The sequence below is a fragment of the Streptomyces sp. BE20 genome (assembly GCF_036322525.1).
GTDB lineage: Bacteria > Actinomycetota > Actinomycetes > Streptomycetales > Streptomycetaceae > Kitasatospora.
In genome coordinates this window covers 227,557-253,156 of the sequence record NZ_JAQYWW010000939.1, presented here as the reverse complement: position 1 = coordinate 253,156, position 25,600 = coordinate 227,557, and the positions used below count along the sequence as shown (strand labels likewise).

Below are 25,600 nucleotides of genomic sequence, written 5' to 3'. Positions count from 1 at the left end.
GCGGCCGGTCGGCTCAGCCGGCTTCCGGGGTCGGACAGGGCGGGAGCGTGGACGGCTGCGTGGTGGAACAGGTCGGAGTGACCGCCGCGGTCTGCTGCGCGGAGGCGGCCGTCGTGGTCGTGCCGGTGGCCGACCGGACGGCGGTGCTCGCCGTCGTGGTCGCCGTGGTCGCCGTGGCGGCGGAGGTCACCGTCGACGGTGTCCCGCCGGCGGTCGTCGGCGCCGCGCTGGTCGGCGGCGCGGACGTGGTCGCCCCGGTGGAGGCGCTCGACGGAGTGGCCCCGGACGAGGTCGCCCCGGCGGTCGAGGCCGTCGCCGAACCCGAGGACGGCGTCGCGGTGGAGGCGGTCGCCGACCCGCTGGACGGCCCGGTGGACCCGGAGGTCGAACCCGACGGCGTCCCCGACGTCGCACCCGAGCCGGTCGCAGAACCGGAACCCGAGGTCGACCCCGAGGAGGACGGCGAGGTCGACGTGGAGCCCGAGCCCGACGGTCCGGTCGGCGTCATCGGGGCCGGCGGCGGGACACCCGGCGCCAGCGGGCCGCGCGGCGGCTGGGCGGGCCGGTCGACGATCTCGATCTGCCCGGTCACCCGGACGAACCAGCCGCCGGTCACGACGTTCACCAGCAGGATCTCGGCCACCGGCTTGGGCGCCGGCACCACGACGACGGTGGCGGACGGCTGGAAGCCCGCCCAGGCCTTGCCGGTGTACTTCGCGTCGGACACCAGCGTCGGCGGCTTCAGCGGGTTTCCGCAGCCGCAGCGCACCCGGGGCACGCCCTGCGCGTCCACCAGGACCGACGTACCGGCCTGGAGCACGGCCTGGTAGCCGACCGCCGCGCCGCCCTTGTACGCGTGGTTGGTCACCCGGGTGTCCACCCGCAGGAACGCCGGGGTCAGGGACCGCAGGTAGGCCGGGTTCTCGGACTGGTCGATGCCCTGGGCGGACGCCCAGGCCCGGCCGCTGTCGCCGGTCGACGTCATCGAGACCAGCTTCTCCATGTCACAGTTCGGCTTGGACATCGTGCCCCCGTAGAGGCCGGACGACGTTCCCTCGACGCTCTGGATGCCGGCCGGCGTCGTCGCGGCGGCGGTGCTTCCGGTGGTCGCCGCTCCACCCGTTCGGGTGGTGGCCGGCTGCGCGGGGGTGGAGGCCGGCGCCGGGGCCTGGACGCCCTCGGTCTCCACCGACGGGGTGAACGGCGCCGGTCCCGGGTCCTGCGGGGACTGCAGCGCGACCTCGTTGGCGGTCGGCACGGCGTCGTCCTGCTTGCCGCCGCCGCTGTTGTTGACGATCAGCACCGTCGCCACCACGGCCACCACGGCCGTGCCGGCGACCAGCGCGGCCTTGCGGCCCGAGCGCCACCACGGCGTAGGACGTCCCCCGGAGGGCCCGCCGGAGGCACCGGAGGGCGGTCCGGACGGGGGTCCGGGCGGTCCGGAGCGGCCGCCCGACGGCGGCCCGGAGAGCGGCCCGGACGGGGGTCCGGAGGGAGGTCCCGAGGGCGGGCCGGACGGAGGTGGTTGGGAACTCATCGAGGGCTCCGTTTCGCAGGCGGCCGGCGAGTCCGGTCGGCGCAGGAGGCTCCTGCCACTGGGATCCATTTCTCCCCCCGCTCCCGATCCGTCGCAACAGCAAGCCGTGGTCGCCCCGCCGCGTCACCCGCCGCGCCACCCGCGACCCGGTCGTCCGCGACCCGGTCACCCGCCGTCGCGGCGTCCGGAGCAACGGCCCGAGGCGCGGCCGGGCGGGCCGGCCGGTCCTGGGTCACCCTGGAGCGAGGCGCGCGGGGGTCCGGAGTCGTGGCGCGGGGGATCGGAGCCATCAGGAGGCCCGCATGCAGCAGCAGGCCCGTCCGCACCCGGGGCGGCCCACCGGGGCCGCCGGGCCGCCCGGCGCCCTGCGCGGGTGGCTGGACGCGCTCGCGGTGGTCGCCGCGGGGTTCGCCGCGATGGCGGCGGTCGCCGCGCTCGGTCTCTGGGCGGCCGGTGCCGACGCCCTGCCCGGCGGCGGCTTCCCGTACGTGGTGGCCGCCGCGCTCGTGCTCGCGGTCGGCGGATCGGTCGAACTGGAGGGCGGCGCCGGGTTCTTCGCCTCGGTGGACGCCGGGATCACCGCCATGCCGCTCTCGGTCGGCCTGGTCGGCGCGCTGGCCGTGGCCGAGGTGTTCCTGCGTCAGCTCCGCTTCCGGGCCGTGGCGGGCGGCGGCGAACTGGTCGGCCGGGCCGCCCGGACGGCGGTGGTCTGGCTGGTGGCGCTGGTCCTGCTCACCCTGGGGGCCCGGCACACCTTCGCCGTCCCGCTCGGCAACGACCTCGTCGCGGAGCTCGGCGGCGCCCTCGGACTGTCGCCCGAGGTCGGCTTCCACGCCGACCCCGGTTCCACGCTCGGCCTCGGGCTGCTCTGGCTCCTCGTCGTGCTCGCGATCACCTTCGCGGTGTCCCGCCGCGCCCCGCTGCCGCGCGCCCTCGTCCCGTTCCAACAGGCCGTCCGGCCGGCCGCGTTCGCGATGCTGGCGGTGCTGTTCGGCTACGTGGCGCTCGGCCTGGTGGCCGCGGTCGGGACGGCGGTCGTGAACGGCAGCCCCCGGGAGATCGCCGCCGTCGTGCTGCTCGCCCTGCCCAACCTGGTCTGGATCGCCTTCGGCGTCGGCCTCGGAGCCGAGTGGAGCGGCCACCTGAGCGGAGCGCTCGGCCTGCCGGTGCCCAAGCCGCTGGCCGCCGTGCTGCGCACCCCCGAGGGGCAGGACGGCACGGTGAGCCTCGGCACGCTCGCCGAGCAGGACGCACGGGCGTGGTGGCTGCTTCCGCTCGCGGGGGTCCTGATGTTCGCGGCCGGTCTGCTGGCCGCCTACCGCTCGCCGCGCGGGGTCCGGCTCTGGCAGCACGCCGTCCGGCTGGCCGCGGCGGCGGCCGTCACCGTACTGCTGGTCGGCGTCTGGACGCGCGTCTCGGCCGACTACGGGCTCTCCGTGCTGGGCGTCGGCCTCGGGGAGGGCGGCCTCGGTGACCTGCTGAGTTCCGTCCTGGGCCCGGAGGTCGGTGATCCGGTCGGCCCGGCGGCCGCCCTGACCGGGGGGACGGTCGTGCTCAGCCCCGTCCTGTGGACGGCAGTGCCGCTGGCCGCCGGGTGGGGGCTGGTCGCCGGCTGGCTCGGCGGCCTCGTGGCGGCCCGGCTGAAGCGCCGGGGGCAGGCGCCCGGCGAGCAGCGGTAACGGCTGAAGCGCAGCGCCGGGGGCGGGACGCGTCACCCCGGCGTGCGGATCAGCGCGGCGGACGGACCACCGGGTCGGCCCAGGCGGGCGGCTCCGGGACGCCGGGAGCGGCACCCGCGTGCGGGCCGCCGTACGCGGTGCCCCCGTACGCGTCCGTGTGGTGGGTCGGGACCACCTGGGTCGGCGGTCCGGCCGCCGCCCACTGGCTCGCGGGCGGCCCCGCCCCCGGCAGGACGGTGGCTGCGGCGCGCAGCTCGGCCACGAACTGCAAGCAGCCGGCGTACCGGTCTCCCGGGGACTTGGCGAGCGACCGGGACACCACCTCGTCCACCGCGGCCGGCAGGTCGGGACGGTGGTCGCGCAGGGTCGGCGGCGGGTCGTTGAGGTGGGCCCAGAGGAGGGCGAGGTCGCTCTCGCGCCGGAACGGCGGCACCCCGGCGAGCATCTCGAAGACCACGCAGCCGAGGCCGTACTGGTCGCAGCGGCCGTCGAGCGGCCGGCCGGAGATCTGTTCGGGCGCGGCGTAGTCCAGGGTGCCGACGATCTGGCCGACGCCGGTCAGCCCGCTCAGCGAGAGCGACTTCTTGGTGAGGCCGAAGTCGGCCAGGTAGAGGTGCTCGGGGTGCTCGCTGTCCGTGCCGGCGGCGACCAGCACGTTGCCCGGCTTGACGTCGCGGTGGACCAGGTCGTGGTCGTGCGCGGCGTCCAGCGCGGAGGCGATCTGCAGGGCCAGCCCGGCCGCCCGGTCGACGGGGAACGGCCCGCCCCGCTTGATCAGACCGCGCAGGTCGCCGCCCTCGACGTAGCGCATCGCGATGAACAGGATGCCGTCGGCCTCGCCCGCCTCGAACACCGGGATGATGTGCGGGTGGTCGATCGCGGCGGCGACCCGGGACTCGTGGATGAACCGCTGCCGGAACACCTCGTTGCGGGCCAGCTCGGGGGCGAGCAGCTTGACCGCGACGGTGCGGCCGAGCCGCAGGTCCTTCGCGCGGTACACGACGGCCATGCCGCCGTGGCCGATCTCCGACTCCAGCCGGTAGCCGGCGACCCGGCGCCCGACCATGCCGGCCGGCAGGCTGGGCGGGCCGAAGTCGTCCCCGAAGTCGTCGTCGAGGTCGTCGAGGAGGTCGGGCCGCTCGGCGCGGACGCGTCGGGGGGCAGGGCTGCCGGTGCTGCCGGGGCCGCCACCGGGGCCGGGGTCGTCACCGACGGCGGTCGGGGGCGGGGGCGGGGGCGGGGGCGGTGCCGGGTCCGGTGCGGGAGGTGCGTCCGGTGCGGCGGGCTCGACCGTCGGTGCGGGCCTGGCCGTGGGTGTCGCGGACGGTACGGGTGCGGGGGGAGACGCGGGGGGCGGGTCGTCGGGCGGTGGCACGTTCGGCGTGGTGAGGGGCCCGCGGTCGGGTTCACGCTCGGGCGCGGGCCGGGCCTCGGGCCCGGGCTCGTCCGGTGCCGGCTCGTCCGGCGTGGGCCCGGGCCGGCCGGTCGGCGGGATCACAGCTCCACCGCCCGGGTGGGTTCGTACGTCCCGTCGTCCGGGGAGACCGGAGCGACCGGCGGGATCGGCGGGACCGGGGTCGAGGGCGTCGCCGGGGCCGCCGGATGCGGACGGTCGGTGGCGGTGTACGTCTGGAGCTGGAGGCCGTCGCAGTAGCACCAGCGGTCGTGCGCCGGGTCGTACACCCAGAGCGCCTCGCCGTCGATGACCAGGCCGATCCGCAGGCCGCGGGCCCGGTCCTGGAAGGTCCCCAGGTCGGCGCTGCCCGCCGCGAGGTCCTCCAGCATCGAGCGGTAGCGGGCCAGCCGGCCCTCCACCTCGGCGAGCGCGGGGCGCGGGTCGGCGGTGCGGGCGGGCGGGCCGGTCGCGCCGGGGGGCACACCGGGGAGGGAGACCAGTAGCCGGCCGTCCACCCACGTGGTCCAGCCGTTGGAGCAGAGGACCTGGGCCCAGTCGCCCTCGCGGGCGATCAGCCGGACCGGCAGCAGCGGATCGAGCCGGGCGGTCGGCTGCGCCGGGTCGGGGGTGACCCAGCTGGCCAGGCCGTCCGGCGGGGCGACATGGGTGGGGCGGAACGCGAACTCGTCCATGGGCTCTCGTCCGTCTCTCGTCCGTCTCCCGGCTGTTTCCGCCGCTTTCCCTTGCTTCCCGGTTCCGCCGCCCGTCGCCTCCGTCCGCTACTTCCGCATGATCGTCGGCTCCTGCCTGCGCAGCAGGGCGAGCACGGCGACGGACAGCGCCGCCGCCAGCGCCACCAGCATGACCAGTGCGAACAGCCATCCGGTCCGGTCGTGCCGGAACAGCGGGTCGGCCGTGATCGTGGTCGGGAAGACGGCGTGCAGGTCGACGGTCCGGGCCATCGCGGACAGACCCCAGCGGGAGGGCACCAGCCAGGCGAACTGCTCCAGACCGGGTACCGCGTACAGCTTCAGCATGGCGCCGCTGAAGACGATCTGCACCACGGAGAGCAGCACCAGCAACGGCATGGTGGCCTCCTCCTTGCGGACCGTCGCCGAGACCAGCAGGCCGAGCATCATGGCGGAGAAGGAGAGCAGGGCGACCGCGATGATCAGCTCGACCAGCGGTGGCAGCAGGACCCCGGTCTCGACCTGGACGCCGTTGGGCAGGGTCGGGGTGAGGTCGACCCCGGCCAGGCCGACCACGGTGAGGACGGCGGCCTGCCCCACCGTGATCGTGCCCAGCACCACCACCTTGGAGACCAGGTAGGCGGAGCGGGACAGCCCGACCACCCGCTCCCGCTGGTAGATGGGCCGTTCCTTGACGATCTCGCGCACCGCGTTGGCGGAGCCCGTGAGCAGACCGCCGATGCAGAGCGTGAGCAGGCAGTTGAGCGCGTTGTCCGGGGAGAGCCGGGTGCCGGCCATCGCCCGGCACATCACGCCGATCAGGAACGGCAGGGCGATCATGACGGTCAGGAACAGCCGGTCGGCGGCGAGCACCGACGTGTAGCGGCGGATCAGCGTCCCCAGCTGGGAGAACCAGCCCTGCGGGGGCTCCGGTCCGGGCTGTCCGCCCGACGGCTCCTGCGGTACGGGCCGGGCGGGGGGCAGCGCCTCCGCGGAGACGTAGCGCCGGTAGAGCGGGGACTCGCGGAACCGGCGCTGCCAGGCCGCGTGGTCCTCGTTCTCGAACGCCTCGAAGGCCTCCGGCCACTCGGTGAACCCGAAGAAGTCGAGCGCCTCGTCGGGCGGGCCGTAGTAGGCGGTCCGCCCCCCGGGGGCGAGCACCAGCAGCCGGTCGCAGACGGCCAGGCTGAGCACGCTGTGGGTGACCACGACGACCGTGCGTCCGTCGTCGGCGAGGCCGCGCAGCATCTGCATCACGGAGCGTTCCATGCCCGGGTCCAGGCCGGAGGTGGGCTCGTCGAGGAAGAGCAGCGAGGGTTTGGTGAGCAGTTCGAGGGCGACGCTGACGCGCTTGCGCTGGCCGCCGGAGAGACTGGAGATGACCAGGTCGGCCCGGCTGTCCAGGCCGAGCTCGTGGATCACCTCGGAGACCCGGGCCTCCCGTTCCTCCTTCGCGGTGTCGCCGGGGAAGCGCAGTTCGGCGGCGTAGGAGAGGGCGCGGCGGACGGTCAGCTGGGTGTGCAGGATGTCGTCCTGCGGCACCAGGCCGATCCGGCGGCGCAGTTCCGCGTAGTCGCGGTAGAGGTCGCGGCCGTCGTACAGGACGGTGCCCTCGTCGGCGGGGCGCAGCCCGGTGAGGGCGTTGAGCAGGGTGGACTTGCCGGCGCCGCTGGGGCCGGCCACCGCGAGCAGGGCCTTCTCGGCGAGCGGGAAGGAGACGTCGTCCAGCAGGACCCGCCGGTCGGCGCCGACCCGGACCACGAGGTTCTGCACGTTGAGCGAGATCTCGCCGGTGTCGGTGTACTCGACCAGCTCGTCGCCGGCGAGGCAGAGCGCGGAGTGGCCGATGCCGACGATGTCGGTCGGGCCGACCGGTGCCCGCTGGACGGGCTGGCCGTTGAGGTAGGTGCCGTTGTGGCTGCCGAGGTCGACGATCTCGTGGCCGCCGCCGGGCAGGGTGCGCAGCTCGGCGTGGTGCCGGGAGACCACGAGGTCGTCGAGCACGAGGTCGTTGTCGGTGGCCCGGCCGATCCGCACGCTGCGGTCGGGCAGCCGCAGGACGGCGCTGGGCCGGCGGAAGGTGCCGGAGGCCTGCGGGGCGACGAGCGAGGGGCGCTCGCCGGCCGCGGGTTCGGGCAGGCCCGCGAAGGTGGCGGACGGGCCGTCGGCGGCGTTGCCGAACCGCAGGCGGGTGCCGGGGCCGACGTCCTCGGACCGGATCCGGTGGTGGTCGGTGTAGGTGCCGTTGGTGCTGCCGACGTCCTCCAGCCGCCAGTGGCCGGCGGCGACGCTCAGCACGGCGTGGTGCCACGAGACCCGGGGGTCGTCGAGGACGATCTCGCTCGTCGGGTCGCGGCCGACGTGATACGCCCGGCGCGGGTCGAGCAGTCGCGAGTCCGTGCCGGTGACGAGTACCAGGGGCGGCGCCGAGGGCGCGCCTGGGCGCTCTCCCATGGTTCGGAGTCTAGTCCCGGGCGCCGTCCTCGGCCTGGTCACGGCCCGGCCGAGGACCTGCCGCGGGCTGCCGCGAGCTGCCCGCAGGACCGGCCGCAGCCCCCGGGTCTGCTGCCGGCAGGGCGGGCCTCTCACGAATTGGACTGGACCACTGGATCAACACCGGTGCGCTGCCCTATCGTTCGGGGAGTGATCTGCACGGTCGTCCGGGTGGTCCGCACGGCTGTCCCCGCGAGCCCAGGGATGGACCCATGAGTGTCTGGCCACAGTTGAGCGAAACCCGGCTGGTCAGGGCCGGTTCGGCCCCGGGGACGGTGCTGCGCTGCGGGCTGGTCGACACCATGCTCGCCGACCTCTCGGTCTCCGTGGTGTTCTTCTTCGAACGCGCGCTGGACGAGGACCGGCTCGCCGCCGGACTGGCCCGCGCGCTGGCCCGGATCCCCGTGTTCGCGGGCCGACTCCACACCGTCGACGGGGTGTTGACGGCGGTCTGCGACGACTCCGGTGTTCCCCTGGAGAGTTACCGCGTCGACGGCACGCTCGCCGAGGCGATGGGGCGGGTGACCCTGCCCGGCGCCGATCTGGCCGACCCGGTCGACGCCCCGGCGGCCCGCACCGGCAAGGGGCCGCTGCTGACCGTCCGGGTCACCCGGACCGCCGACGGCGGCACCGTGCTCGGCTGCTCCTGGCATCACGCGATCGGCGACCTGCAGAGCTTCGCGCTGCTGCTGCGCGCCTGGTCGGCGGCGGTCGAGGGCGAGGAACTTCCGGTCGCCGAACTGGTCGAGGACCAGGACGCGTTGCTCGACAAGGTCCTGCCCGCCGAGGACTGCGGCAGCCCCGGGTTCCGGCTGCCCGGCCCGGAGGAGAGTGCACTGCTGGCCCGCGAGGTCGCGGCCGGGCCGCGCGCCAACCGCACCGTCCAGCTGTACTTCGGCGACGCCGAGATCGCCCGGATGCGCGAGGAGTTCAGCGCCGCGGCCGGCCTGCGGGTCTCGGGCGGCGACGCCGTCTGCGCCCAGGTGGTGCACACCGTGCGGCAGTTGGACGGCGACGCCGAGACGCGCACGCTGACCGTCCCGGTGAACGTGCGCCGGCCGCTCGGCCTGCCGGACTCCCTGCTCGGCAACCTGCTCGGCGACATCCACCTGCCGTACGCCCCCGCGGACGGCCCGGCGGTGCTCGCCGGGGCGCTGCGCTCGGCCGTGCTGGGCTACGCCGACCGGCACCTCAACCTGCGGTCCAACCTGCGCTTCCTGGAGGAGCTGGGGCGCCCCCGGCTGCAGGAGTGCGTCCCGCTCGGCTTCGACCCGGAGCACCGCCGGTTCAGCTTCTCCAACTGGAGCCGCTTCGGGCTGTACGAGGTGAGCTTCCAGGGGCAGCGGCCGGTGTTCTTCAGTCCGACCGCCAACTATCCGCTGCCGTGGGTCTCCTGGAGCGTCGAAGGCTTCCACGGGACCGGCCTGCTGACCACCGTGGTGCTTCCGGCCCGGCTGGCCGCGAAGCTGCGCGGCGACGCCGGCCGGGCCGCGCTGCACCGCTTCCGCGACCCGGCGGACGAGCTGCCGGCGCTGCTCGGGGCGGTACCCAAGGTGGTGTGACGAAGCGGGGGCGGCCACCGTGGCCGCCCCCGCTCCGCATCCTGCCCGACCGTGTCCCGGTCGCCTACTTCATGACGGCCCGCAGCGCGTGCCGCAGCTGCTCCCGGCCGGGCTGGAGGGCCCGGTCGAGGGCGGGTGCGAACGGCATCACGGTGCCGTCCGGACGGGTGACCCGTCGCGGTGGCGCGATGAGCCGGAACTCCTCGGCGGCGGTGGCCAGGACCTCCGCGCCGATGCCGCAGCTGCGGTTGGAGTCGTCGATCACGACCAGCCGCCCGGTGCGCTCCAGCGACTCGCCGAGTGCGGGCCAGTCGAAGGGGTACAGCGTGCGCGGGTCGAGGACCTCGACCGAGATCTCGTCGGCCAGCTCCTCGGCGACCGCCAGCGCGTCGTGCACCAGGTGGCCGACGGCGACCAGGGTGACGTCCGTGCCGGGCCGGTGCACCCGGGCGGTGCCGAGCGGGATCGGTGCCAGCTCCCAGGTGACCGTCTCCCGGACCGGCAGGGCGGCGGCGGGGGCGAAGACCACGACCGGGTCCGGGTCGCGGACCGCCGAACGCAGCAGCCCGTAGGCGTCGGTCGGGGTGGCCGGCACGACCGTCTTCACCCCGGCGTGCGCGAACAGGCTGTACGGGTGGTCGGAGTGCTGCCCCGCCCAGCCGTCCCGGGAGCCGGAGCCGGGGACCAGGCAGGTCAGCGGGACGCTCGCCTGGCCGCCGGTCATCAGCGAGAACTTGTGCGCCTGGTTGACGAGTTGCTCGAAGACCAGGAACAGCAGCGAGGGGATCTGGAACTCCAGCACCGGCCGCCGCCCGGCCAGTGCCGCCCCGACGGCCATCGCGGTGAAGGCCTGCTCGGAGAGCGGGGTGTCGACGATCCGCTCCGGCCCGAACCGGTCCAGCAGCCCGAGGGTCGGCCCGGCCATGCCGGCGCCGATGTCCTCGCCGAACACGCAGACCGCCGGGTCCTCGGCCAGCTCGTCGGCCAGCGCCCGGTTGAGTGCCTTGGTGTAGGAGAGCCGGGTCATGTCACCGCCCCCGCCCGGGGGCGAAGCCCGGAGGCGTACAGGTGGTCGGCCGCGCCGGCCGGGTCCGGGTGCGGCGAGTCGAGCGCGAACCGCTCTGCCGCCGCCAGCTCGGCGGTCACCTCGGCGTCGAGTTCGGCCGCCCGGTCGGCGCCGATCGCGGCGGCGGCCCGGGGGAGCGGGTCCTGCTCGCGCCAGGCGTCCACCTCCTCGGCGGACCGGTAGTTCAGTTTCATCCGGCGCTCCATGGTGTGGTGACCCTCGAACCGGTAGGTGCGGCACTCCAGGAACGCCGGTCCGCCGCCCTCCCGGGCCCGGGCGACCGCCTGTTCGGCGGCGGTCCGGACCGCCTCGGTGTCCATGCCGTCGACCGCGGCGGCCTGGATGCCGAAGGCGGCGGCGCGGCCGAGCGCGCTGCCGGCCACGGCCGTCTCGGCGGGCAGGGTGGTGGCGTAGCCGTTGTTCTCGCAGACGAAGAGCACCGGCAGGCGCCACATCGCGGCCAGGTTGAACGACTCCAGCAGTACGCCCTGGTTGAGCGCGCCGTCGCCGAAGAAGGCGACCGCCACCGTGGGCTCGCCGGCCTGCCGTGCGGCCCAGGCCGCGCCGACCGCGATCGGGGCGCCGGCGCCGACGATGCCGTTGGCGCCGAGGATGCCGAGCCGCAGGTCGGCGGCGTGCATCGAGCCGCCCCGGCCCCGGTTCAACCCATCCACCCGGCCGGCCAGTTCGGCCAGCAGCCGGGCCGGGTCGACGCCCCGGGCCAGCACGTGACCGTGGCCGCGGTGGGTGGAGGTGAGCCGGTCGCCGGGCGCCAGCGCGGCGCAGACGCCGACCGCGACGGCCTCCTGTCCGATGTACGGGTGGATGCCGCCGGTGATGACGCCGGACTTGACCAGGCCGAGCGCCTGCTCCTCGAAGGAGCGGATCAGCCGCAGCATCCGGTACCGCTGCTCGGGTGTGTCGAGGGCGGCGGTCCCCGTCACAGGTCTCCCCGCCAGACCGTCGGGCAGATGTCCGGGTCGGCGTAGTCGGGCCGGCCGTCGGGGGTGCGGCGGACCACCACGTCGTGGTTGTAGACCACGGTCCCGCCGTCCGGCCGGGTGGCGCCGCGGTACTCGTTGGCGCCGTCCTGGAGGTGCAGCGAGACGGCCCGGCGCGGGAACGACGCCAGGTTGGGGCCGCTGCCGTGGTAGGTGCGGCAGTGGTGGAAGCTGACGTGCCCGCGCGGGATGTGCATCGGGACCTTCCGCACCTGCTGCCCGTTGTGCGCGGCGTTGGCGTCGAGGATGGCGTCCAGCTCGGAGCGGTCGCGGTCGGCGAAGTGCCGGGTGGAGTCCTCGCCGGAGGGCAGCTCCTGCCAGCGGTGGCTGCCGTCGACCATCGTGATGGTGCCGTTCTCCTCGCCGCACTCGTGGAACGGCAGGAAGGCGGTGAGCATCCGGTCGGAGCTCGACGTCTGCCAGTAGTGCTTGTCGAAGTGCCACGGCACCTGGTTGCTCGGCTCGCCCGGCACCGGGGGCTTGTAGATCAGGGTGGCCTGGAACACCCGGATCTCCTCGGCCTCGGCGAGCAGCGCGGCGACGGCACCGAGCAGCGGCTTGCGCAGGATCGCGCCGATCGCCTCGCTCTCGAAGTGCACGTAGTCGTTGTGCCGCTGGATCGGCCCGTGCGAGGGCTCCCAGGACGCGAGCTTCGGCGGGCGGACGGGCAGCTCGCGGTCGCGGTGGCCCTCGTAGTACTTCTCGGTGGCGGCCTGCAGGGTGTCCAGCTCCTCGTCGCTGAACAGCCGGCGGGACAGGTACCAGCCGTGCTCCAGGTAGCCGGCCACCTCCTCGGGGGTGGGCAGCAGAGCGCGTTCGGCCTCGGTGAGGTGGAACTCGGGTGCGGTGGTCACGGGTGGGGCCTCCTCTTTCTCTCGTGGCGGCTGCTCGTACGAACTCAGACGGAGGCGGCGGCGCGCTGCCGTTCGACGGCCTCGTACAGGGCCTTGATGTTGGCGGTGCCGAAGGTGCCTGCGCCCTGGCGCTCGATCAGTTCCAGGAAGAACGTGCGGCGCGGGTGGGTGGAGCGGGCGAAGAGCTGGAACAGCTGGCCGCCGTGGTCCTGGTCGACCAGGATGTCGAGCTCGCGCAGGATGTCGACCGGGATGGCGGTGCCGCCGAGCCGCTCGGCGAGCGCGTCGTAGTAGGTGCCGGGGGTGGTGAGGAACTCGACGCCGCGGTCCCGGACGGTGCGCACGGCGGTGGCGATGTCGCCGGTGCGGAAGGCCAGGTGCTGGACGCCGGCGCCCTCGTGGTCGGCCAGGAAGGTGTCGATCTGGCCGGGGCGGCGGCTGGTGTCGGGCTCGATCAGGGTGAAGGTCACCTCGCCGGAGACGCTCTGCACCACGCTGGAGTCCATGGCCTGCTCGCCGACCTCGATGTACTCGCCGAAGATCCGGTGCATGCCGAGGGCCGCCTCGCAGAACCGCACCGCGGGGGCCAGCTCGCCGGCCGGAACGCAGATCGCGGCGTGGTCGAGGGCGTCCAGCAGCCGGCCGGCGGGCTCGTCGTGGTCCGCGGCGGGCTGCTCGGCCACGAACCGCAGGGAGGTGTCGCCGAAGCCGGCCACCAGGCCGCCGGCCCGGTCCAGCACGCGGGCGCCGTGGCGCTCGGCGCGCTCCAGGGCGGCCTGCGGGTCGGTGCAGCCGAGCGCGAGGGCCGCGACGCCCTCGCCGTGGCGGTCCACGTACCGGGCCACCGGGTGGGCCGGGTCGGTGGCGGAGCGCAGCAGGAAGCGGATGCCGCCCTGGCGCAGCAGGAGGGTGCGGGCGCCCTGGGACTCGGCCGTCGCGAGGTGGCCGGGCTCGGGCGGGATGCTGGTGAAGCCGTAGTCGGCGCAGAAGCCGGCCGCCATGGCGTCGGCGTCGGCGCAGTGATACTCGACGTGGGTGATGGACTGGATGGACATCGGGATCTCCCCCCGGGGGGTGGCGAGTTGGCGAGTGGTCCGGCGCGGGTCGGGCGGCGCGGCGACGCTGCCGCGCCAGGGCCGGTCCGGCGGTTCCCGCCGGGCGCAGGACGCCGGGCGTCGGTGCGACGGGAACCGCCGGAGCGGCCCTACCTGGCGGACCGGGTGGAGGCGGGCTCGAAGACCAGGCTGAGGTTGTGCCCGCCGAAGGCGAAGGCGTTGCTCAGCGCGGCGCCGAGCGGGACGGTACGGGCCGAGCCCCGGACGTGGTCCAGTGCGCAGGCCGGGTCCGGCTCGGTGAGGTTGACGGTCGGTGGCAGCGTCCCCCGGGCCACCGCGAGTGCGGTGACCGCTGCCTCCAACGCGCCTGCGGCGCCCAGCAGATGGCCGGTGGAGCCCTTGGTCGAGCTGACCGCAGGGCCCTGGTCGCCGAAGACGGCGCGCAGCGCGGCGGTCTCGGCGACGTCGCCCAGCTTGGTGCCGGTGCCGTGGGCGTTGACGTAGCCGATGTCGGACGGCGCCAGGCCCGCGTTGGCGATCGCGGCACGCATCGCGTCGGCGGCGCCGGAGCCGTCCGGGCGCGGCATGGTCGGGTGGTGGGCGTCGGTGGAGGCTCCCCACCCGGTGAGGTCGGCGTAGCCGGCCGCGCCGCGGGCGTTCGCGTGCTCGGCGCTCTCCAGCACCAGGACCGCACTGCCCTCGCCGAGCACGAAGCCGTTGCGGCGGACGTCGAACGGCCGGCTGGCCTGCCCGGGATCGTCCCAACCGGAGGCCAGCGCGCGGGCGTTGGTGAACGCGGCGGCGATCGTCGGGTGCAGTGAGGACTCGCTGCCGCCGCACACCACCACGTCCGCGTCGCCGGCCCGGATCAGCCGCAGCCCCTCGGCGACGGCCTGGGCGCCGGCCGCGCACGCCGTGACGATGGCCGAACTGAAGCCCCGGATCCCGTGCTTGATGGCGATCCGGGCGGTGGCCATGTTGGAGAGCATGCCGGGCAGCAGGTACGGGCTGACGCCGGGCCGGCCGCGGTCGAGGCGGCGGTGCGACTGCTGCTCGAAGGTCTCCAGCCCGCCGCCGCCGGTGGCCAGCACCACGGCGGTGCGGTGCGGGTCGGAGTCCTGGCCGACCACCAGGCCGGCGTCGGCGAGCGCGTCGTCGGCGGCGGCGAGGGCGAGCAGCACGAACCGGTCCACGCAGCGGGTCTCGGTGGGCGGCAGCACCTCGCGGCCGTCGACGGCCGGGGCGACGCCGGCGGCGCTGAGCCAGCCGTGCGCGGAGTGGCCCTCGGGCAGCGCGCGGATTCCGGAGCGGCCGGCGATGAGCGCGTCGAAGACCTCGGCGGGCTTGCGGCCGACCGGGGTGACCAGGCCGATGCCGGTGACCACGGCGCCCGGGCGGCCGCCGGTGCGGGCGGCGCCGGCGCTCATCGGGCGTCCGCCGCGGCGGGGGCGGCCACCGAGTCGAGGTAGCGCTGCCGCAGCAGCACCTTGCGGACCTTGCCGGTCGGCCCGAGCGGGATGGCGTCGCCGGCCACCACCACGACCTGGCGGACGGTGGCCGCGGCGGCCTCGTCCAGGGCGGCGGTGACGGCCTTGGTCCGGTCGGCGGTCGGGTCGGCGTCGGCGGCCAGGATCAGCAGGACGTCGGTGACGACCTGCCCGCCGTCGCGGACCGCGACCACGGTGCAGTCCAGCACGTCGGGGCAGGCGGCCAGCACCCGCTCCTCCGACATCGCGGTGAACAGCCGCTTGCCGTCGCCGAGTTCGACCGAGTCGACGGCCCGGTCGACGTGGTAGTAGTAGCCCTCCTCGTCCCGGTACATCAGGTCGCCGGTGAGGAACCGGCCGCGCAGCCGGGTGCGGAAGGTGGTGGCGGAGTCGTTCCAGTAGCCGAGCGCCAGGGTCGGTGAGGTGGTGGCGAGTTCGCCGACCTCGCCCGGGCCGAGCGGCTCGCCGTCCGGGCCGACCAGCTCGCAGTCGACGAAGGCGTGCGGCCGGCCGACGCAGCGGCCGTACCGCTCGGTGCCGGGGCCGTGGGTGATGAAGAAGTGCGAGTGGCCCATCTCGGTGGAGCCGAGGCCGTCCACGAACAGCGAGCCGGGCAGCCGGACCCGGCCCTCGCGGGTGACGGACTCGCGGCTGCCGGCGGCGACCAGACGGCGGATGTGCACCTCGTGGGCGCAGTCGCCGGTGTTCCACCAGAGCGCGACCGAGTCCAGCTCCCGTGCGGCCAGGTCGTGGTGGGCGAGGTCGGCCCAGGTCGCGGCGAAGCCGACGACACCGCTGGGCCGCCAGTTCTCGATCGCGTCCAGCACCCCGGCGCCGGACTGGCTGGAGAGCACGGCGAGCTGGGTGTGCGAGGCGAGCGCGAGGTTGACGGCGATCAGCGTGGCGGCGTGCGGGGCGGGCAGTGCGCTGAGCATCCGCTCCTGGCCCTGCGGGCGGGGCAGCCGGGCACGGTGGCGGATCGCCGCGTACAGGCTCGCGTGCGAGTGGACCACGGCCTTGGGCATGCCGGTGGTGCCGGAGGAGTGGGTGATCGCGACCGGGTCACCGGCCCAGTGCCGGTACGGCGCCGGGGCGGCCTCCGGGTCGCCGCTCCCGAGGGTGGAGATCTCCGGGAACGCGGGCGCGCCCGGGTCGTGACCGGCCAGGGCGTCGAGGTGCGGGGCGTCGGCGAGGATGCCGACCGGGCCCAGCTTGGCGATGTAGCGGGCGGCCCGCTCGCCGGGCAGGTTGGGGTTGAGCAGCGCGGGGATGGCGCCGAGGCGCGCCAGCGCGAGGAAGGAGAGCACGTGGTCGGCGGCGTCGCTCGCGTACACCACCACCGGGTCGCGCCGGCCGACGCCGAGCGCGTGCAGGGTCGCGGCCCTGGCGCGGACCGCGCGGTCCAGCTCGGCCACGGTGAAGGGCTGCCAGGCGGCGTGGTCGTCCACGGCGGTGTCGAAGGTCAGCAGCGGCTCGTCGAGGCCGAGGCCGAGGGCGAGCCGGCTGGTGAGGACATTGCCGGCGCCGACGGCCGGATCGTCCGCCAGAAGGGTGCGAATACTGCGGATGCTCACGGGGTGGATCCCTCCCGAGGTGCTGGGCGTGCTGAAGGTGCTGGGCGTGCTGCGGCGGGACGCGGCGGGTGGGGGACCGTTCGCGCCGGTGGAGCGCAGACGTGCGGGGGGTCGGTGGACGCGGTCGGGGGACGTGGTCGGGGTCGGTGGTGCGGGGGTCCGGCTCAGACGCCGGTGACCAGCAGTGCCACCGCCCGGTCGCTCTCGCCGGGGCCGTCGGCCTGTTCGGCGGCGATGACGAGCACCTGCTCGGCGTCGCCGTCCGCGAGGAGCAGTTCGGCCAGGTCGAGCGCGTCCTGCGGCACCCGGCCGGGTGGGCTCTCCTCCGGGCTGATCGCCACCACCGGGCCGGTCAGGCCCCAACGGGCGGCGATGTGGCCGAGGACGGCGTTCGGGTTGGACTGGAAGAAGAGCAACGGGGGCATCCGCCGCTCGGAGGCGGCAGCCTCGTCGATCGCGCGGGCGGTGGCCCGGTCGCCGCCGGTGCTGGCCAGCAGCAGCGCGGTCCGGCCGGGGGCCGGGGCCGCGCCGTGGCGGGCGCGCAGGCAGCGGTCGGCCGTCTCGGCGACCAGCGGGTTGAACGAGGAGGCGGAGAAGCCGGGCAACGGCGGGAGCTGCTCGGGCGTCCCGGCCTCCGGGTCGGGCCAGACGGCCTCGGCGAGGATGCGCAGCGCGGTCATCGGGCGGCCACCAGGAGTGCGGTGTTGGCGCCGCCGAAGGCGGAGTTGAGGGTGAGCGCGTAGCGCGCCCGGGCGGTGCGCGGTCCGTCCAGCACGAGATCCAGTCCGATGTCCGGGTCGGGGCCCAGCCAGCCGGCGTTGACCGGCAGCAGACCCTCGTTCAACGCGCTGATGGTGACGACGAGTTCGAGCAGGGCCGAGGCTTCCAGCGCGTGTCCGTGGACGGCCTTGCTGGAACTGACCGGCAGCCGGGCGGCGTGCTCGCCGAACACCCGGCGCAGCGCGCTCGCCTCGGCCCGGTCGGCCAGCGGGGAGCCGGTGCCGTTGGCGTTGACGTAGCCGATCTCGGCCGGGGCGACCCCGGCCCGGGCGAGCGCCGCCTCGATGGCCCGGGCCGCGCCCTCGCCCTCGGGTTCGGGGCGGCAGACGTGGTGGGCGTCGCCGGTCCGGCCCCAGCCGGCCAGCCGGGCCAGCACGGGTGCGCCGCGCCGTTCGGCCTCCGGTTCGGCCTCGATGACGACGGCTGCCGCCGCGTCGCCGAGCAGGGTGCCGGTCCGGCCGGCGCTGAACGGGCGCAGCTCGCCGTCCCGGGCCAGGGCGCGGCCGGCGTCGAAGGCCGCGAACACGCCGGGCTCGACCAGGTGTCCGGCCACGACCAGGACCCGGGGGTGCCGGCCGCCGGCGACCAGCGCGGCGGCGTCCGCCACGGCGGTGCCGGCCGCGACGCAGGCGCCGGTGTAGGTGCGGGTGACTCCGCGGGCGCCCCAGGCGGCGGCCGTCCCGGCGGCGACGTCCGCGACGGCGGCCCGGGTGCGCAGGTCGCTGTGGAGGGCGAGCAGCACGGGCAGGCCGCCGTCGCCGGGCGCCGGTGGCAGGCCCGCCTGGTGGCAGGCCTGGTCGGCGGCGGCGAGCACCGCGTCGGCGAGCGGGCGCGGCTCGGGCAGCAGCGCGGCTCGGGTGGTGCGGCGTGCGGAGACGTCGAACCGGGTGACGGCGGCGAAGGCGGCCTTGCCGTGGGCGGTGGCCTCGGCGAGTGCGGCCGGCCCGGTGCCGGCCGCACTGAGCACGCCGAGGCCGGTCACCACGGGCCGGACGGCGGGCTGGGCGTGGCGGATCATGTCCGTAGGGCTCCGACGGTCGTGGTGGCTCCGGCGTCCGCGGCGCCGCCCGCGGCCGCGAGGACGGCTGCACGGAACACCTCGACGGCGTCGTCCACCGTCCGGACGGCTTCGAACCGCTCGTCGTCGAGATCCGGCTCGATGCCGTAGCGCTGCTCGAACTCGGCTATCAGCCAAGTGAGTTCGAGGGAACCCAGTTCTTCGGGGACGCTCTCGACGGCGCGCTGCCCGAACGCCGCCAGCATCTCCAGGACCTCGGCGCGGTCGGGTCCGGCGAGGTCGGTCACGCCGGGCTGCCCGCGGTGGCGGTGGCGGCGTTGTCGGCGGCGGCGATCCGGGCGGCGACGTCGCCGGTGAACTGGTCGAGCGTCATCAGCGCGGTGGTCTCCATCTCGTCGAGGTCGAACTTGACCCCGTACTCGTCCTCGACCTGGACCGAGAGGTCGGCGAGGGCGAGCGACTCCAGGTCCAGCCCGGCCGGGCCGAGGTCGGTGTCACCGGTGACCTCGGAGACGTCGTACTGCATCTCGGCCAGGGCGGCGAGGACGAACTCGCGGATGCGGTCCTGCATGGTGTGCTCCTTGTGCCCGGGCGCGTGCGGCGCGCGCGGGGTTGTCGGGGATGTGAACACGGCCGGTCCGGGTGGTCGGACCGGGTCCGACGGGTGGCGGTGTCCGCCTGTCGGGGCGTCTGCCTGTCGGGGAGCCGGCCGGGTCCCGCAGGGGCGGTTCGGCGGTTCGGCGGTGCGGTGGTGCGGTGGTGTGGCGGTGTGGCGGTGTGGTGGTGCGGTGGTGCGTGGTTCCGAAGTGGTGCGGTGCAGCGGGGTGGTGCGGTGGGCGGTGTCGGGAGGCTCCTTGGCCGGGGTTCAGCCGGCGGCGGCGCGCAGGGCGGTCGGGTCGCGCAGCAGCTTTCCGGTGGCGGTCCGGGGGAGTTGCGGGAGGAAGGCCAGCCGGCGCGGCCGCTTGTAGGCGGCGAGCTGACGGGCGAGTCCGTCCTGGACGAGCGCCTGGTCGGCGCCGTCCTCCGTGGCGAGGTAGGCCTCGATGGCGCCCCCGTCGAAGACCACGACGGCCTCCCGGACCTGCGGCAGTGCGGCGAGGGTCTGCTCGACCTCGGTGAGGTCGACCTTGAGTCCGCCGATCGAGACCTGCGAGTCCCGGCGGCCGAGCACGGTGACCAGACCGGTGGTCCCGTCGACCACGGCGGCGTCGCGGGTGTGCAGCCAGCCGTCGGCCCAGCGGGTCGGATCGTCCAGTCCGGGGTACGGCGAGGCGGCCGTGCGGAGCTGCAACTCGCCGTTGACGAGACGCAGTTCCATGCCCTCGACGGGCTGCTTGGCCGGGTTCAGGGTGCCGTCCAGATCGGTGGCGATCACCCCGAGCTCGGTCATGCCGTACATCGTGCCGAGCGGGACGCCGTACCGCGCGGTGAACGCGGCGGGCAGGCCCGGGCGGACCAGTTCGCCGGCCACGACCATCCGCCGGAGCTGGGGCAGCGCCGGCGGTCCGGCGGCGCCGGCCAGCAGCTCGGCGTGGAACGGGACGCCGATCACCGTGGTGGGGCGGTCGTCGTCGGCGACGCTGGCGAGGATACCCGCCGCCGTCATCCGGTCCGGGACGGTCAGCGGGGCGTGCGCGTGCAGGCTGTTGAGCAGTCCGCCGACCAGCCCGAGCACGTGGACCACCGAGGACAGCAGGACGACCCGCTCACCCTCGCCGGGGAAGTCGGCCAGCCGCCGGTAGCAGTCGAGCTCGCGGATCAGGTCGCCCGCGGTCCGGGCGATGATCTTGGCCGGGCCGGTGGAGCCGGAGCTGAGCTGGATCAGGGCGTGCCCGGTCCGGGCCGGCCGGCCGGCGGGCAGCCGGACGGCCACCGGGTCGACCACGGAGTAGCCGCGCAGCGCGGCGGCCGAGGGTCGCTGGGCGGAGCCCACCAGGACCTGTGGGGCCAGCCGTTCGACCGCGCCCTCGATCTCGTGGTCGGTCAGCCGGTGGTCCAGCAGGGCCACCTGGGCCCGCAGGCGCCAGCAGGCGAGGAGCGCGACGACGAAGCCCAGCGAGGGCGGCAGGCGCAGCGCGGCGGTGCCGCCCGGGCCGAGGCCGGCGGCGGTGAGCCGTTCGGCCTGCTCGGCGACCAGCGCGCGCAGGGCGTCGCGGTCGACGGGTGTGCCGAAGCGGAGGCACTCCTCACCCCCGGGACCGGCCAGCAGCACCCGTTCGACCCAGTCGTCGGGGGCATCGGCGTGCGGGGGTGAAGAAGGCGGCGGTGAAGAAGGGGAAATGCGGGTCAACGCCACTCCACACAGTGAGGAGATTTGTCATGAACGCCGTGTGTAGGTAATCACGAGCAATACGGTCAATTCCGTTGCCAGACCATTGCACAGACGTTTGGTCAAATCAAGGTCTATACCAATCAGGTCCAGACCTCCTACGCTGCCGACCCGTGGACTGGTCCGAGCGCGGCCGTCCGGGAACGAGGATGGCCGTGGCACCACTCACGCTGGCCGGGATCGAACGCGCAGCGCGCGAGCAACTCTCCCCAGAGATCTGGGACTTCATCGAGGGCGGCAGCGGTGCGGAGCGCACCCTGGCGGCCAACCGCGAAATGTTCGGACGCTACGCGTTCCGCCCGCGCACACTGGTCGACGTCTCCGACTGCTCGACCGCCGTCAAGTTGCTCGGCTCACCGCTCGGACTGCCGCTCGGAATTGCCCCGATGGCCTACCACCGCCTGGTCCATCCGGACGGCGAGACCGCGACCGCCAGGGCGGCCGGCCGGGCGGGGGCCCTGCTGGTCGCGGGCATCTTCGCCAGCAGTACCCTGGAGGAGATCGCCGCCGCCGCGACCGGTCCACTCTGGCTCCAGCTGTACTGGCTGCGCCGCCGGGACGCGCTGGCCTCCCTGGTCGAACGCGCCGAGGCGGCCGGTTTCACCGCCCTGATGCTCACCGTCGACGCCCCCCGGATCGGCCGCCGGCTGCGCGACCTGCGCAACGGCTTCGCCGTCCCGCCGGAGATCCGCGCGGTCAATCTCGACCCCGCCCTGATGGCCTCCACCCACCGCGCGACCGAAGGCAGTTCGGGCATCGCCGACCACGGCCGCGAGCAGTTCGACCCCACCCTGACCTGGTCCGACCTGGCCTGGCTGCGCGAACGCACCCGGCTGCCGCTGGTCCTCAAGGGCGTCCTCACCGCCGAGGACGCCCGGCTCGCCGCCGAGCACGGCGTCGACGCCGTCGTGGTCTCCAACCACGGCGGCCGTCAACTGGACGGCGCACTGCCCGCGCTCGCCGCCCTCCCCGAGGTGGTCGACGCCCTCCCGCCGCACATCCCCGCCGTGCTTGACGGCGGCGTGCGCGGCGGCGCCGACATCGCCGTCGCCCTCGCCCTCGGCGCCCGCGCCGTCCTGGTCGGGCGTCCGGCGTTCTGGGGCCTGGCCACCGGCGGCGAGGACGGCGTCACCCGGGTCCTCGACCTGCTCCGCGACGAACTGGAGCACACCATGGCCCTGCTGGGCCGCCCCCGGCTCGCCGACCTGGACCGCACCGCCCTCGCCCCCTGGCCCACCGGCTGATCCCGGCGGCACCTGATCCCGGCGGCACCTGATCCCGCCGCGACGCCGCGCCGCGCCGCGGCGCACCCGGCGGCCCCCCCGGAGGCGTCGCGACGACGGCACCATCGGGCAGCCGGAAGGACCGGACGGCAGGGCCGTCCGGTACCCGGCGGAGGCACCATCGGGCAGCCTCCGGGCCCTTTTTGACACACCGCCCAGCACCAGACGAGAACGACGGAAAGACCGACACCATGAGCAGACAGAATGCCTTTCCCGGCTGGGACTGGGACGACCCGGACGGCCTGGAGGACCAGCTCGACCGGTTCAGCGCCGACGTCGCCACCTGCCGCACACTCGAACCGGCCGCAGGCGGGCTCCCGTTCGACCACCGGGACTTCACCGACCTCGGCCTGACCGGCATCGAGTTCGCCGCCTTCCGCACCGCCCACCCGGGCGGACTCGGCACCGACCTCACCGCGCTGCGCAGCCCCGGGACCGGCACCGAACCCGGTACCCTCTACCGGGTCGACGGCGACCGCTGGTTCACCCAGCTCGACATCTCCAAGCCGCTGCCCTTCGCCGACGCCAGCGTCGACTGGGTCTACGCCGAGCACCTGATCGAGCACGTCACCATGCCGGTCGCGGTCGGCTGGCTGCGCGAGGCCCGGCGCGTCCTGCGCCCCGGCGGCGTCCTGCGGATCACCACCCCCGACCTGGCCCGCTACCTGGTCGGCTACGCCACCGACGACGGCTTCCTGGCCAAGCACCGCCGCCGCCTCACCACCCTCGGCTTCGGCCCGCCGATGCCGGCGCGCCCCGCCTTCCTGGTCAACCAGATCTTCCGCCACTACGGTCACCAGTGGATCTACGACCTCGACGAGCTGCGGCACGTCCTCACCCGGGCCGGGTTCGAGCCCGGGCAGATCCGCCCCTGCGCCTACCGCGAGGGCGCGCGGGCCGACGTCGCCGACCTCGACACCGCCTTCCGCACCGACGAGACCGTCTACGTCGAGGCCGACCGCTGAGACCCGACGCCAGACCCCCGGGACACCCGATGCCACTGCACCCCCAGGCCCAGGCGCTGCGCGACCGCCGCGCGAGCTCCGGCACGCCGCCGCTCTACACCCTCACCCTGGCCGAGGCCCGCGCCGCCGACCTCGCCGACATCCGCGCCGCCGCCGGCACCCCCGAACCGGTCTCCGCCGTCGAGGAGCACCGCATCCCCGGCCCCGGCGGCGAGCTCGCGCTCCGGCTCTACCGGCCCGCCCGCCCGGCGCCCGGCCGCCGCCTCCCCGTCCTGCTCTACCTGTTCGGCGGCGGCTGGACGCTCGGCTCGCCCGACACCAGCGACGCCATCTGCCGCGCCCTGACCAACGCGGTCGGCTGCCTCACGGCCTCGGTCGGCTACCGCCTCGCCCCCGAGCACCCGTTCCCCGCCGCCGTCCACGACAGCCGCGCCGCCGCCCGGTGGCTGGCGGAGCAGGCCGACACCCTCGGCATCGACCCGGACCGGCTCGCCGTCGGCGGCGACAGCGCCGGCGGCAACCTGGCCGCCGCGCTCACCCTGATCGCCCGTGACGAGGACGGCCCGGCGATCCGCCACCAGCTGCTCGTCTACCCCAACACCGACCAGCGCGCCGACACCGCCTCGCTGCGCGAGTACGACGACCCGGCGCTGTTCAACCGCCGGTCGGTCGCCTGGTACCGGGGCCACTACCTGGCCGGCCCGACCGACGGCGACCACCCGCACGCGTCCCCGCTGCGCGCCCCGAGCCTGGCGGGCCTGCCCCCCGCCACCGTCATCACCGCCGAGTACGACCCGCTGCGCGACGAGGGCGAGCAGTACGCCGAGGCCCTGCGGGCGGCCGGGGTCCCGGCCGAGACCCGCCGCTTCGACGGCGTCCCGCACGGCTTCTTCGCGATGACGGGCACCCTGGACGCCGCCGCCGAGGCGCAGGCGTACGCCGCCGCGCGGCTGCGCGAGGCCCTCCGGTGACCGCGCCGACGGCCCCGCAGACCGTGTCCCTGGACCTCGGCGACCTGCACGGTTCGCTCTCCGACCCGCTGCTGGACGCGATGACCTTCCTGAACGAGGTCACCACCCGCTACCCCGGCGCCGTCTCCTTCGCCCCCGGCCGCCCCTACGAGGGCTTCTTCGAGCCGGAGGACGTCACCGCCTACCTGGAGGCGTTCCTCGACCACCTGGCCGCGCGCGGACTGGGTCGGGACGCGATCCGCACCGTGCTGTTCCAGTACGGCCCGACCAAGGGCGTCATCGCCGACCTGGTGGCCCGCACCCTCGCCAACGACGAGGGCCTCGCCGTCCCGCCCGAGGCGCTGGTGCTGACCGTCGGCGCCCAGGAGGGCATGCTGCTGACGCTGCGTGCGCTCTGCGCGGGCCCGGACGACGTCGTGCTGGTCAGCTCGCCCTGCTACGTCGGGGTCACCGGCGCGGCGAGGCTGCTCGACCTGACCACCGTCCCGGTCCCGGAGGGCGCGGACGGCGGCCCCGACCCGGAGGCCGTCCGTGCCGCCGCCCGGGCCGTCCGGGCCGACGGCCGGCGCCCGCGCGCCCTGTACGTCGTCCCCGACTTCGCCAACCCCTCCGGCACCTCGATGCCCGTCGCGGCCCGGACCCGGCTGCTGGAGACGGCGGCGGAGGAGGGGCTGCTGATCATCGAGGACAACCCGTACGGCTTCTTCGCCCGCGACCCGGGCGAGCGGCCCACGCTCAAGGCCCTCGACCGCCACCGGCAGGTCGTCTACCTGGGCTCCTTCGCCAAGACCTGCTTCCCCGGCGCCCGGCTCGGCTACGTGGTCGCCGACCAGGAGGTGACCGGCCCGGACGGGCGGCGCACCCTGCTCGCCGACCAGCTGGCCAAGCTGAAGAGCATGACGACGGTCAACACGCCGGCGCTCAGCCAGGCCGTGATCGGCGGCATGCTGCTGACCCACGACTGCCGGCTCCGGGCCGCCAACGCCCCCGCCACGGCCCACTACGCGGCCGGCATGGCCACCCTGCTGGCCGAGCTGGACCGGCACTTCCCGGCGGCCGAGCGGGCCCGCCTGGGCCTGTCCTGGAACGTTCCGGAGGGCGGCTTCTTCGCCGTCCTGGAGGTGCCCTTCGCGGCGGACGACGCGGCGATGGAGCGCTGCGCCCGGGACCACGGCGTGCTCTGGACGCCGATGGCGCCGTTCTACCCGGCAGGCGGGGGAGAGCGCCGCCTGCGGCTCTCGATCTCCTCGGTGACGGCCGGCCAGATCGAGGACGGCGTGGCCAAGCTGGCCGGGTTCGTCCGGGCCGAGGCCGGGCGGAGCGGGGCGGGCGCGGACGCGCGGTAGCCCCGGACCGCAGAACGGCGGCGACGCCCCCGGGAGGGGACGTCGCCGCCGTTCCGTGCTGCGGGGACGGGTCCGGACCGTCAGGGGGTGCCGTGCGCCCGCGGATCGGCCGCCACGGCCTTGACCGGCGGCTTCGCGACGACGGCCTTCATCGGCGGCTTCGCGGCCACAGCCTTCATCGGCGGCTTGGCCGCGACGGCCTTGACCGGCGGCTTGGCGGCCGTGACCTTGGCCGGGGGCTTCTTGCCCACGACCTCGACGGAGGCGACGGGCTCGGCCGAGGCCGTGCCCGCGCCGAGCAGGCCGACCACGGGCAGCGCCGCGATCGCCCCGCCCGCGAGGGCCAGGCGCGTACGCCGCCGCCGCACGGGGGCGGCGTCCCGGCCGGCGACCGGGGTGTTCTCGGAGCGAGGGCTCATGGGGGTTCCTCTCGTCGTGCGGGGGGCGGTCGGCTGCCCACGACGATAGGGCCGCCGTGGTCGCCGGACAACCGATCGCCGCTTCGTGCCGGGGAG

General features: G+C 75.4%; 22 protein-coding genes. 6 read left to right on the top strand and 16 right to left on the bottom strand.

From position 1 onward, the window contains the following. Positions 1 to 13: 13 nt before the first annotated feature. A complete protein-coding gene (locus PUR61_RS23090; protein WP_329881257.1) occupies positions 14 to 1,312 on the bottom strand; it encodes a DUF6777 domain-containing protein in 1,299 nt (432 codons plus the stop codon). 527 nt (positions 1,313 to 1,839) lie between these two features. Between PUR61_RS23090 and PUR61_RS23085 the strand changes: the two genes are divergently transcribed. After that, positions 1,840 to 3,216 (top strand): streptophobe family protein, encoded by a 1,377-nt coding sequence (locus tag PUR61_RS23085; protein WP_329881256.1) that lies wholly within the window; start codon positions 1,840 to 1,842, stop codon positions 3,214 to 3,216. Between the two features lie 49 nt (positions 3,217 to 3,265). Here PUR61_RS23085 and PUR61_RS23080 read toward each other — a convergent pair whose 3' ends face one another. The 3 genes from PUR61_RS23080 to PUR61_RS23070 all read right to left on the bottom strand — a co-directional run bounded on the left by PUR61_RS23080 (position 3,266) and on the right by PUR61_RS23070 (position 7,755). Beyond that, positions 3,266 to 4,282 (bottom strand): serine/threonine-protein kinase, encoded by a 1,017-nt coding sequence (locus PUR61_RS23080; protein ID WP_329881330.1) that lies wholly within the window; start codon positions 4,280 to 4,282, stop codon positions 3,266 to 3,268. A gap of 428 nt (positions 4,283 to 4,710) precedes the next feature. Further along, positions 4,711 to 5,304, bottom strand: coding sequence for a hypothetical protein (locus PUR61_RS23075; protein ID WP_329881254.1), 594 nt, complete (start codon positions 5,302 to 5,304; stop codon positions 4,711 to 4,713). 87 nt (positions 5,305 to 5,391) lie between these two features. Continuing rightward, positions 5,392 to 7,755, bottom strand: a complete 2,364-nt coding sequence (locus PUR61_RS23070) for an FHA domain-containing protein (RefSeq protein ID WP_329881253.1) — start codon at positions 7,753 to 7,755, stop codon at positions 5,392 to 5,394. A gap of 251 nt (positions 7,756 to 8,006) precedes the next feature. On the opposite strand from PUR61_RS23070, the gene PUR61_RS23065 reads away from it, so the two are divergent. Further along, a complete protein-coding gene (locus tag PUR61_RS23065) occupies positions 8,007 to 9,356 on the top strand; it encodes an acyltransferase (RefSeq protein WP_329881252.1) in 1,350 nt (449 codons plus the stop codon). 64 nt (positions 9,357 to 9,420) lie between these two features. Here PUR61_RS23065 and PUR61_RS23060 read toward each other — a convergent pair whose 3' ends face one another. The 11 genes from PUR61_RS23060 to PUR61_RS23010 all read right to left on the bottom strand — a co-directional run bounded on the left by PUR61_RS23060 (position 9,421) and on the right by PUR61_RS23010 (position 20,481). Next, the gene (locus PUR61_RS23060; RefSeq protein ID WP_329881251.1) at positions 9,421 to 10,383 is read right to left on the bottom strand and encodes an alpha-ketoacid dehydrogenase subunit beta; all 963 of its coding nucleotides are present in this window, start codon (positions 10,381 to 10,383) and stop codon (positions 9,421 to 9,423) included. Further along, positions 10,380 to 11,366 carry a thiamine pyrophosphate-dependent dehydrogenase E1 component subunit alpha gene (locus PUR61_RS23055; RefSeq protein ID WP_329881249.1) on the bottom strand — a complete coding sequence of 329 codons (987 nt, stop codon included), beginning with the start codon at positions 11,364 to 11,366 and terminating at the stop codon, positions 10,380 to 10,382. Before PUR61_RS23055 ends, PUR61_RS23060 begins: the two co-directional genes overlap by 4 nt. Then, positions 11,363 to 12,277 (bottom strand): phytanoyl-CoA dioxygenase family protein, encoded by a 915-nt coding sequence (locus PUR61_RS23050; protein WP_329881247.1) that lies wholly within the window; start codon positions 12,275 to 12,277, stop codon positions 11,363 to 11,365. Before PUR61_RS23050 ends, PUR61_RS23055 begins: the two co-directional genes overlap by 4 nt. Before the next feature lie 44 nt (positions 12,278 to 12,321). Further along, positions 12,322 to 13,332, bottom strand: a complete 1,011-nt coding sequence (gene hppD, locus PUR61_RS23045; protein WP_329881245.1) for a 4-hydroxyphenylpyruvate dioxygenase — start codon at positions 13,330 to 13,332, stop codon at positions 12,322 to 12,324. A gap of 149 nt (positions 13,333 to 13,481) precedes the next feature. After that, positions 13,482 to 14,759 (bottom strand): beta-ketoacyl-[acyl-carrier-protein] synthase family protein, encoded by a 1,278-nt coding sequence (locus PUR61_RS23040; protein WP_329881243.1) that lies wholly within the window; start codon positions 14,757 to 14,759, stop codon positions 13,482 to 13,484. Further along, positions 14,756 to 16,393 (bottom strand): class I adenylate-forming enzyme family protein, encoded by a 1,638-nt coding sequence (locus PUR61_RS23035; protein ID WP_329881241.1) that lies wholly within the window; start codon positions 16,391 to 16,393, stop codon positions 14,756 to 14,758. Before PUR61_RS23035 ends, PUR61_RS23040 begins: the two co-directional genes overlap by 4 nt. Positions 16,394 to 16,557: 164 nt before the next feature. Beyond that, positions 16,558 to 17,073: a hypothetical protein gene (locus PUR61_RS23030; RefSeq protein WP_329881239.1), complete on the bottom strand. Its 516-nt coding sequence runs from the start codon at positions 17,071 to 17,073 to the stop codon at positions 16,558 to 16,560. After that, a complete protein-coding gene (locus PUR61_RS23025; protein WP_329881237.1) occupies positions 17,070 to 18,191 on the bottom strand; it encodes a beta-ketoacyl synthase N-terminal-like domain-containing protein in 1,122 nt (373 codons plus the stop codon). Before PUR61_RS23025 ends, PUR61_RS23030 begins: the two co-directional genes overlap by 4 nt. Then, positions 18,188 to 18,478 carry an acyl carrier protein gene (locus PUR61_RS23020; RefSeq protein ID WP_329881235.1) on the bottom strand — a complete coding sequence of 97 codons (291 nt, stop codon included), beginning with the start codon at positions 18,476 to 18,478 and terminating at the stop codon, positions 18,188 to 18,190. The genes PUR61_RS23025 and PUR61_RS23020 overlap by 4 nt, the downstream gene beginning before the upstream one ends. Beyond that, the gene (locus PUR61_RS23015; protein WP_329881233.1) at positions 18,475 to 18,762 is read right to left on the bottom strand and encodes an acyl carrier protein; all 288 of its coding nucleotides are present in this window, start codon (positions 18,760 to 18,762) and stop codon (positions 18,475 to 18,477) included. Before PUR61_RS23015 ends, PUR61_RS23020 begins: the two co-directional genes overlap by 4 nt. Positions 18,763 to 19,056: 294 nt before the next feature. Then, complete coding sequence (locus tag PUR61_RS23010) at positions 19,057 to 20,481, bottom strand: class I adenylate-forming enzyme family protein (RefSeq protein WP_329881232.1); 1,425 nt, start codon at positions 20,479 to 20,481, stop codon at positions 19,057 to 19,059. Positions 20,482 to 20,669: 188 nt separating this feature from the next. On the opposite strand from PUR61_RS23010, the gene PUR61_RS23005 reads away from it, so the two are divergent. The 4 genes from PUR61_RS23005 (at position 20,670) to PUR61_RS22990 (ending at position 25,085) form a co-directional block, all read left to right on the top strand. Next, positions 20,670 to 21,764, top strand: a complete 1,095-nt coding sequence (locus PUR61_RS23005) for an alpha-hydroxy acid oxidase (RefSeq protein ID WP_443035221.1) — start codon at positions 20,670 to 20,672, stop codon at positions 21,762 to 21,764. Between the two features lie 230 nt (positions 21,765 to 21,994). Continuing rightward, positions 21,995 to 22,768 (top strand): methyltransferase domain-containing protein, encoded by a 774-nt coding sequence (locus PUR61_RS23000; protein ID WP_329881230.1) that lies wholly within the window; start codon positions 21,995 to 21,997, stop codon positions 22,766 to 22,768. 29 nt (positions 22,769 to 22,797) lie between these two features. Then, complete coding sequence (locus tag PUR61_RS22995; protein WP_329881228.1) at positions 22,798 to 23,739, top strand: alpha/beta hydrolase; 942 nt, start codon at positions 22,798 to 22,800, stop codon at positions 23,737 to 23,739. Continuing rightward, complete coding sequence (locus tag PUR61_RS22990) at positions 23,736 to 25,085, top strand: aminotransferase-like domain-containing protein (RefSeq protein WP_329881227.1); 1,350 nt, start codon at positions 23,736 to 23,738, stop codon at positions 25,083 to 25,085. The genes PUR61_RS22995 and PUR61_RS22990 overlap by 4 nt, the downstream gene beginning before the upstream one ends. A gap of 80 nt (positions 25,086 to 25,165) precedes the next feature. Here the strand turns inward: PUR61_RS22990 and PUR61_RS22985 are convergent, their stop codons facing one another. Continuing rightward, complete coding sequence (locus PUR61_RS22985) at positions 25,166 to 25,504, bottom strand: hypothetical protein (protein WP_329881226.1); 339 nt, start codon at positions 25,502 to 25,504, stop codon at positions 25,166 to 25,168. Positions 25,505 to 25,600 lie beyond the last annotated feature (96 nt).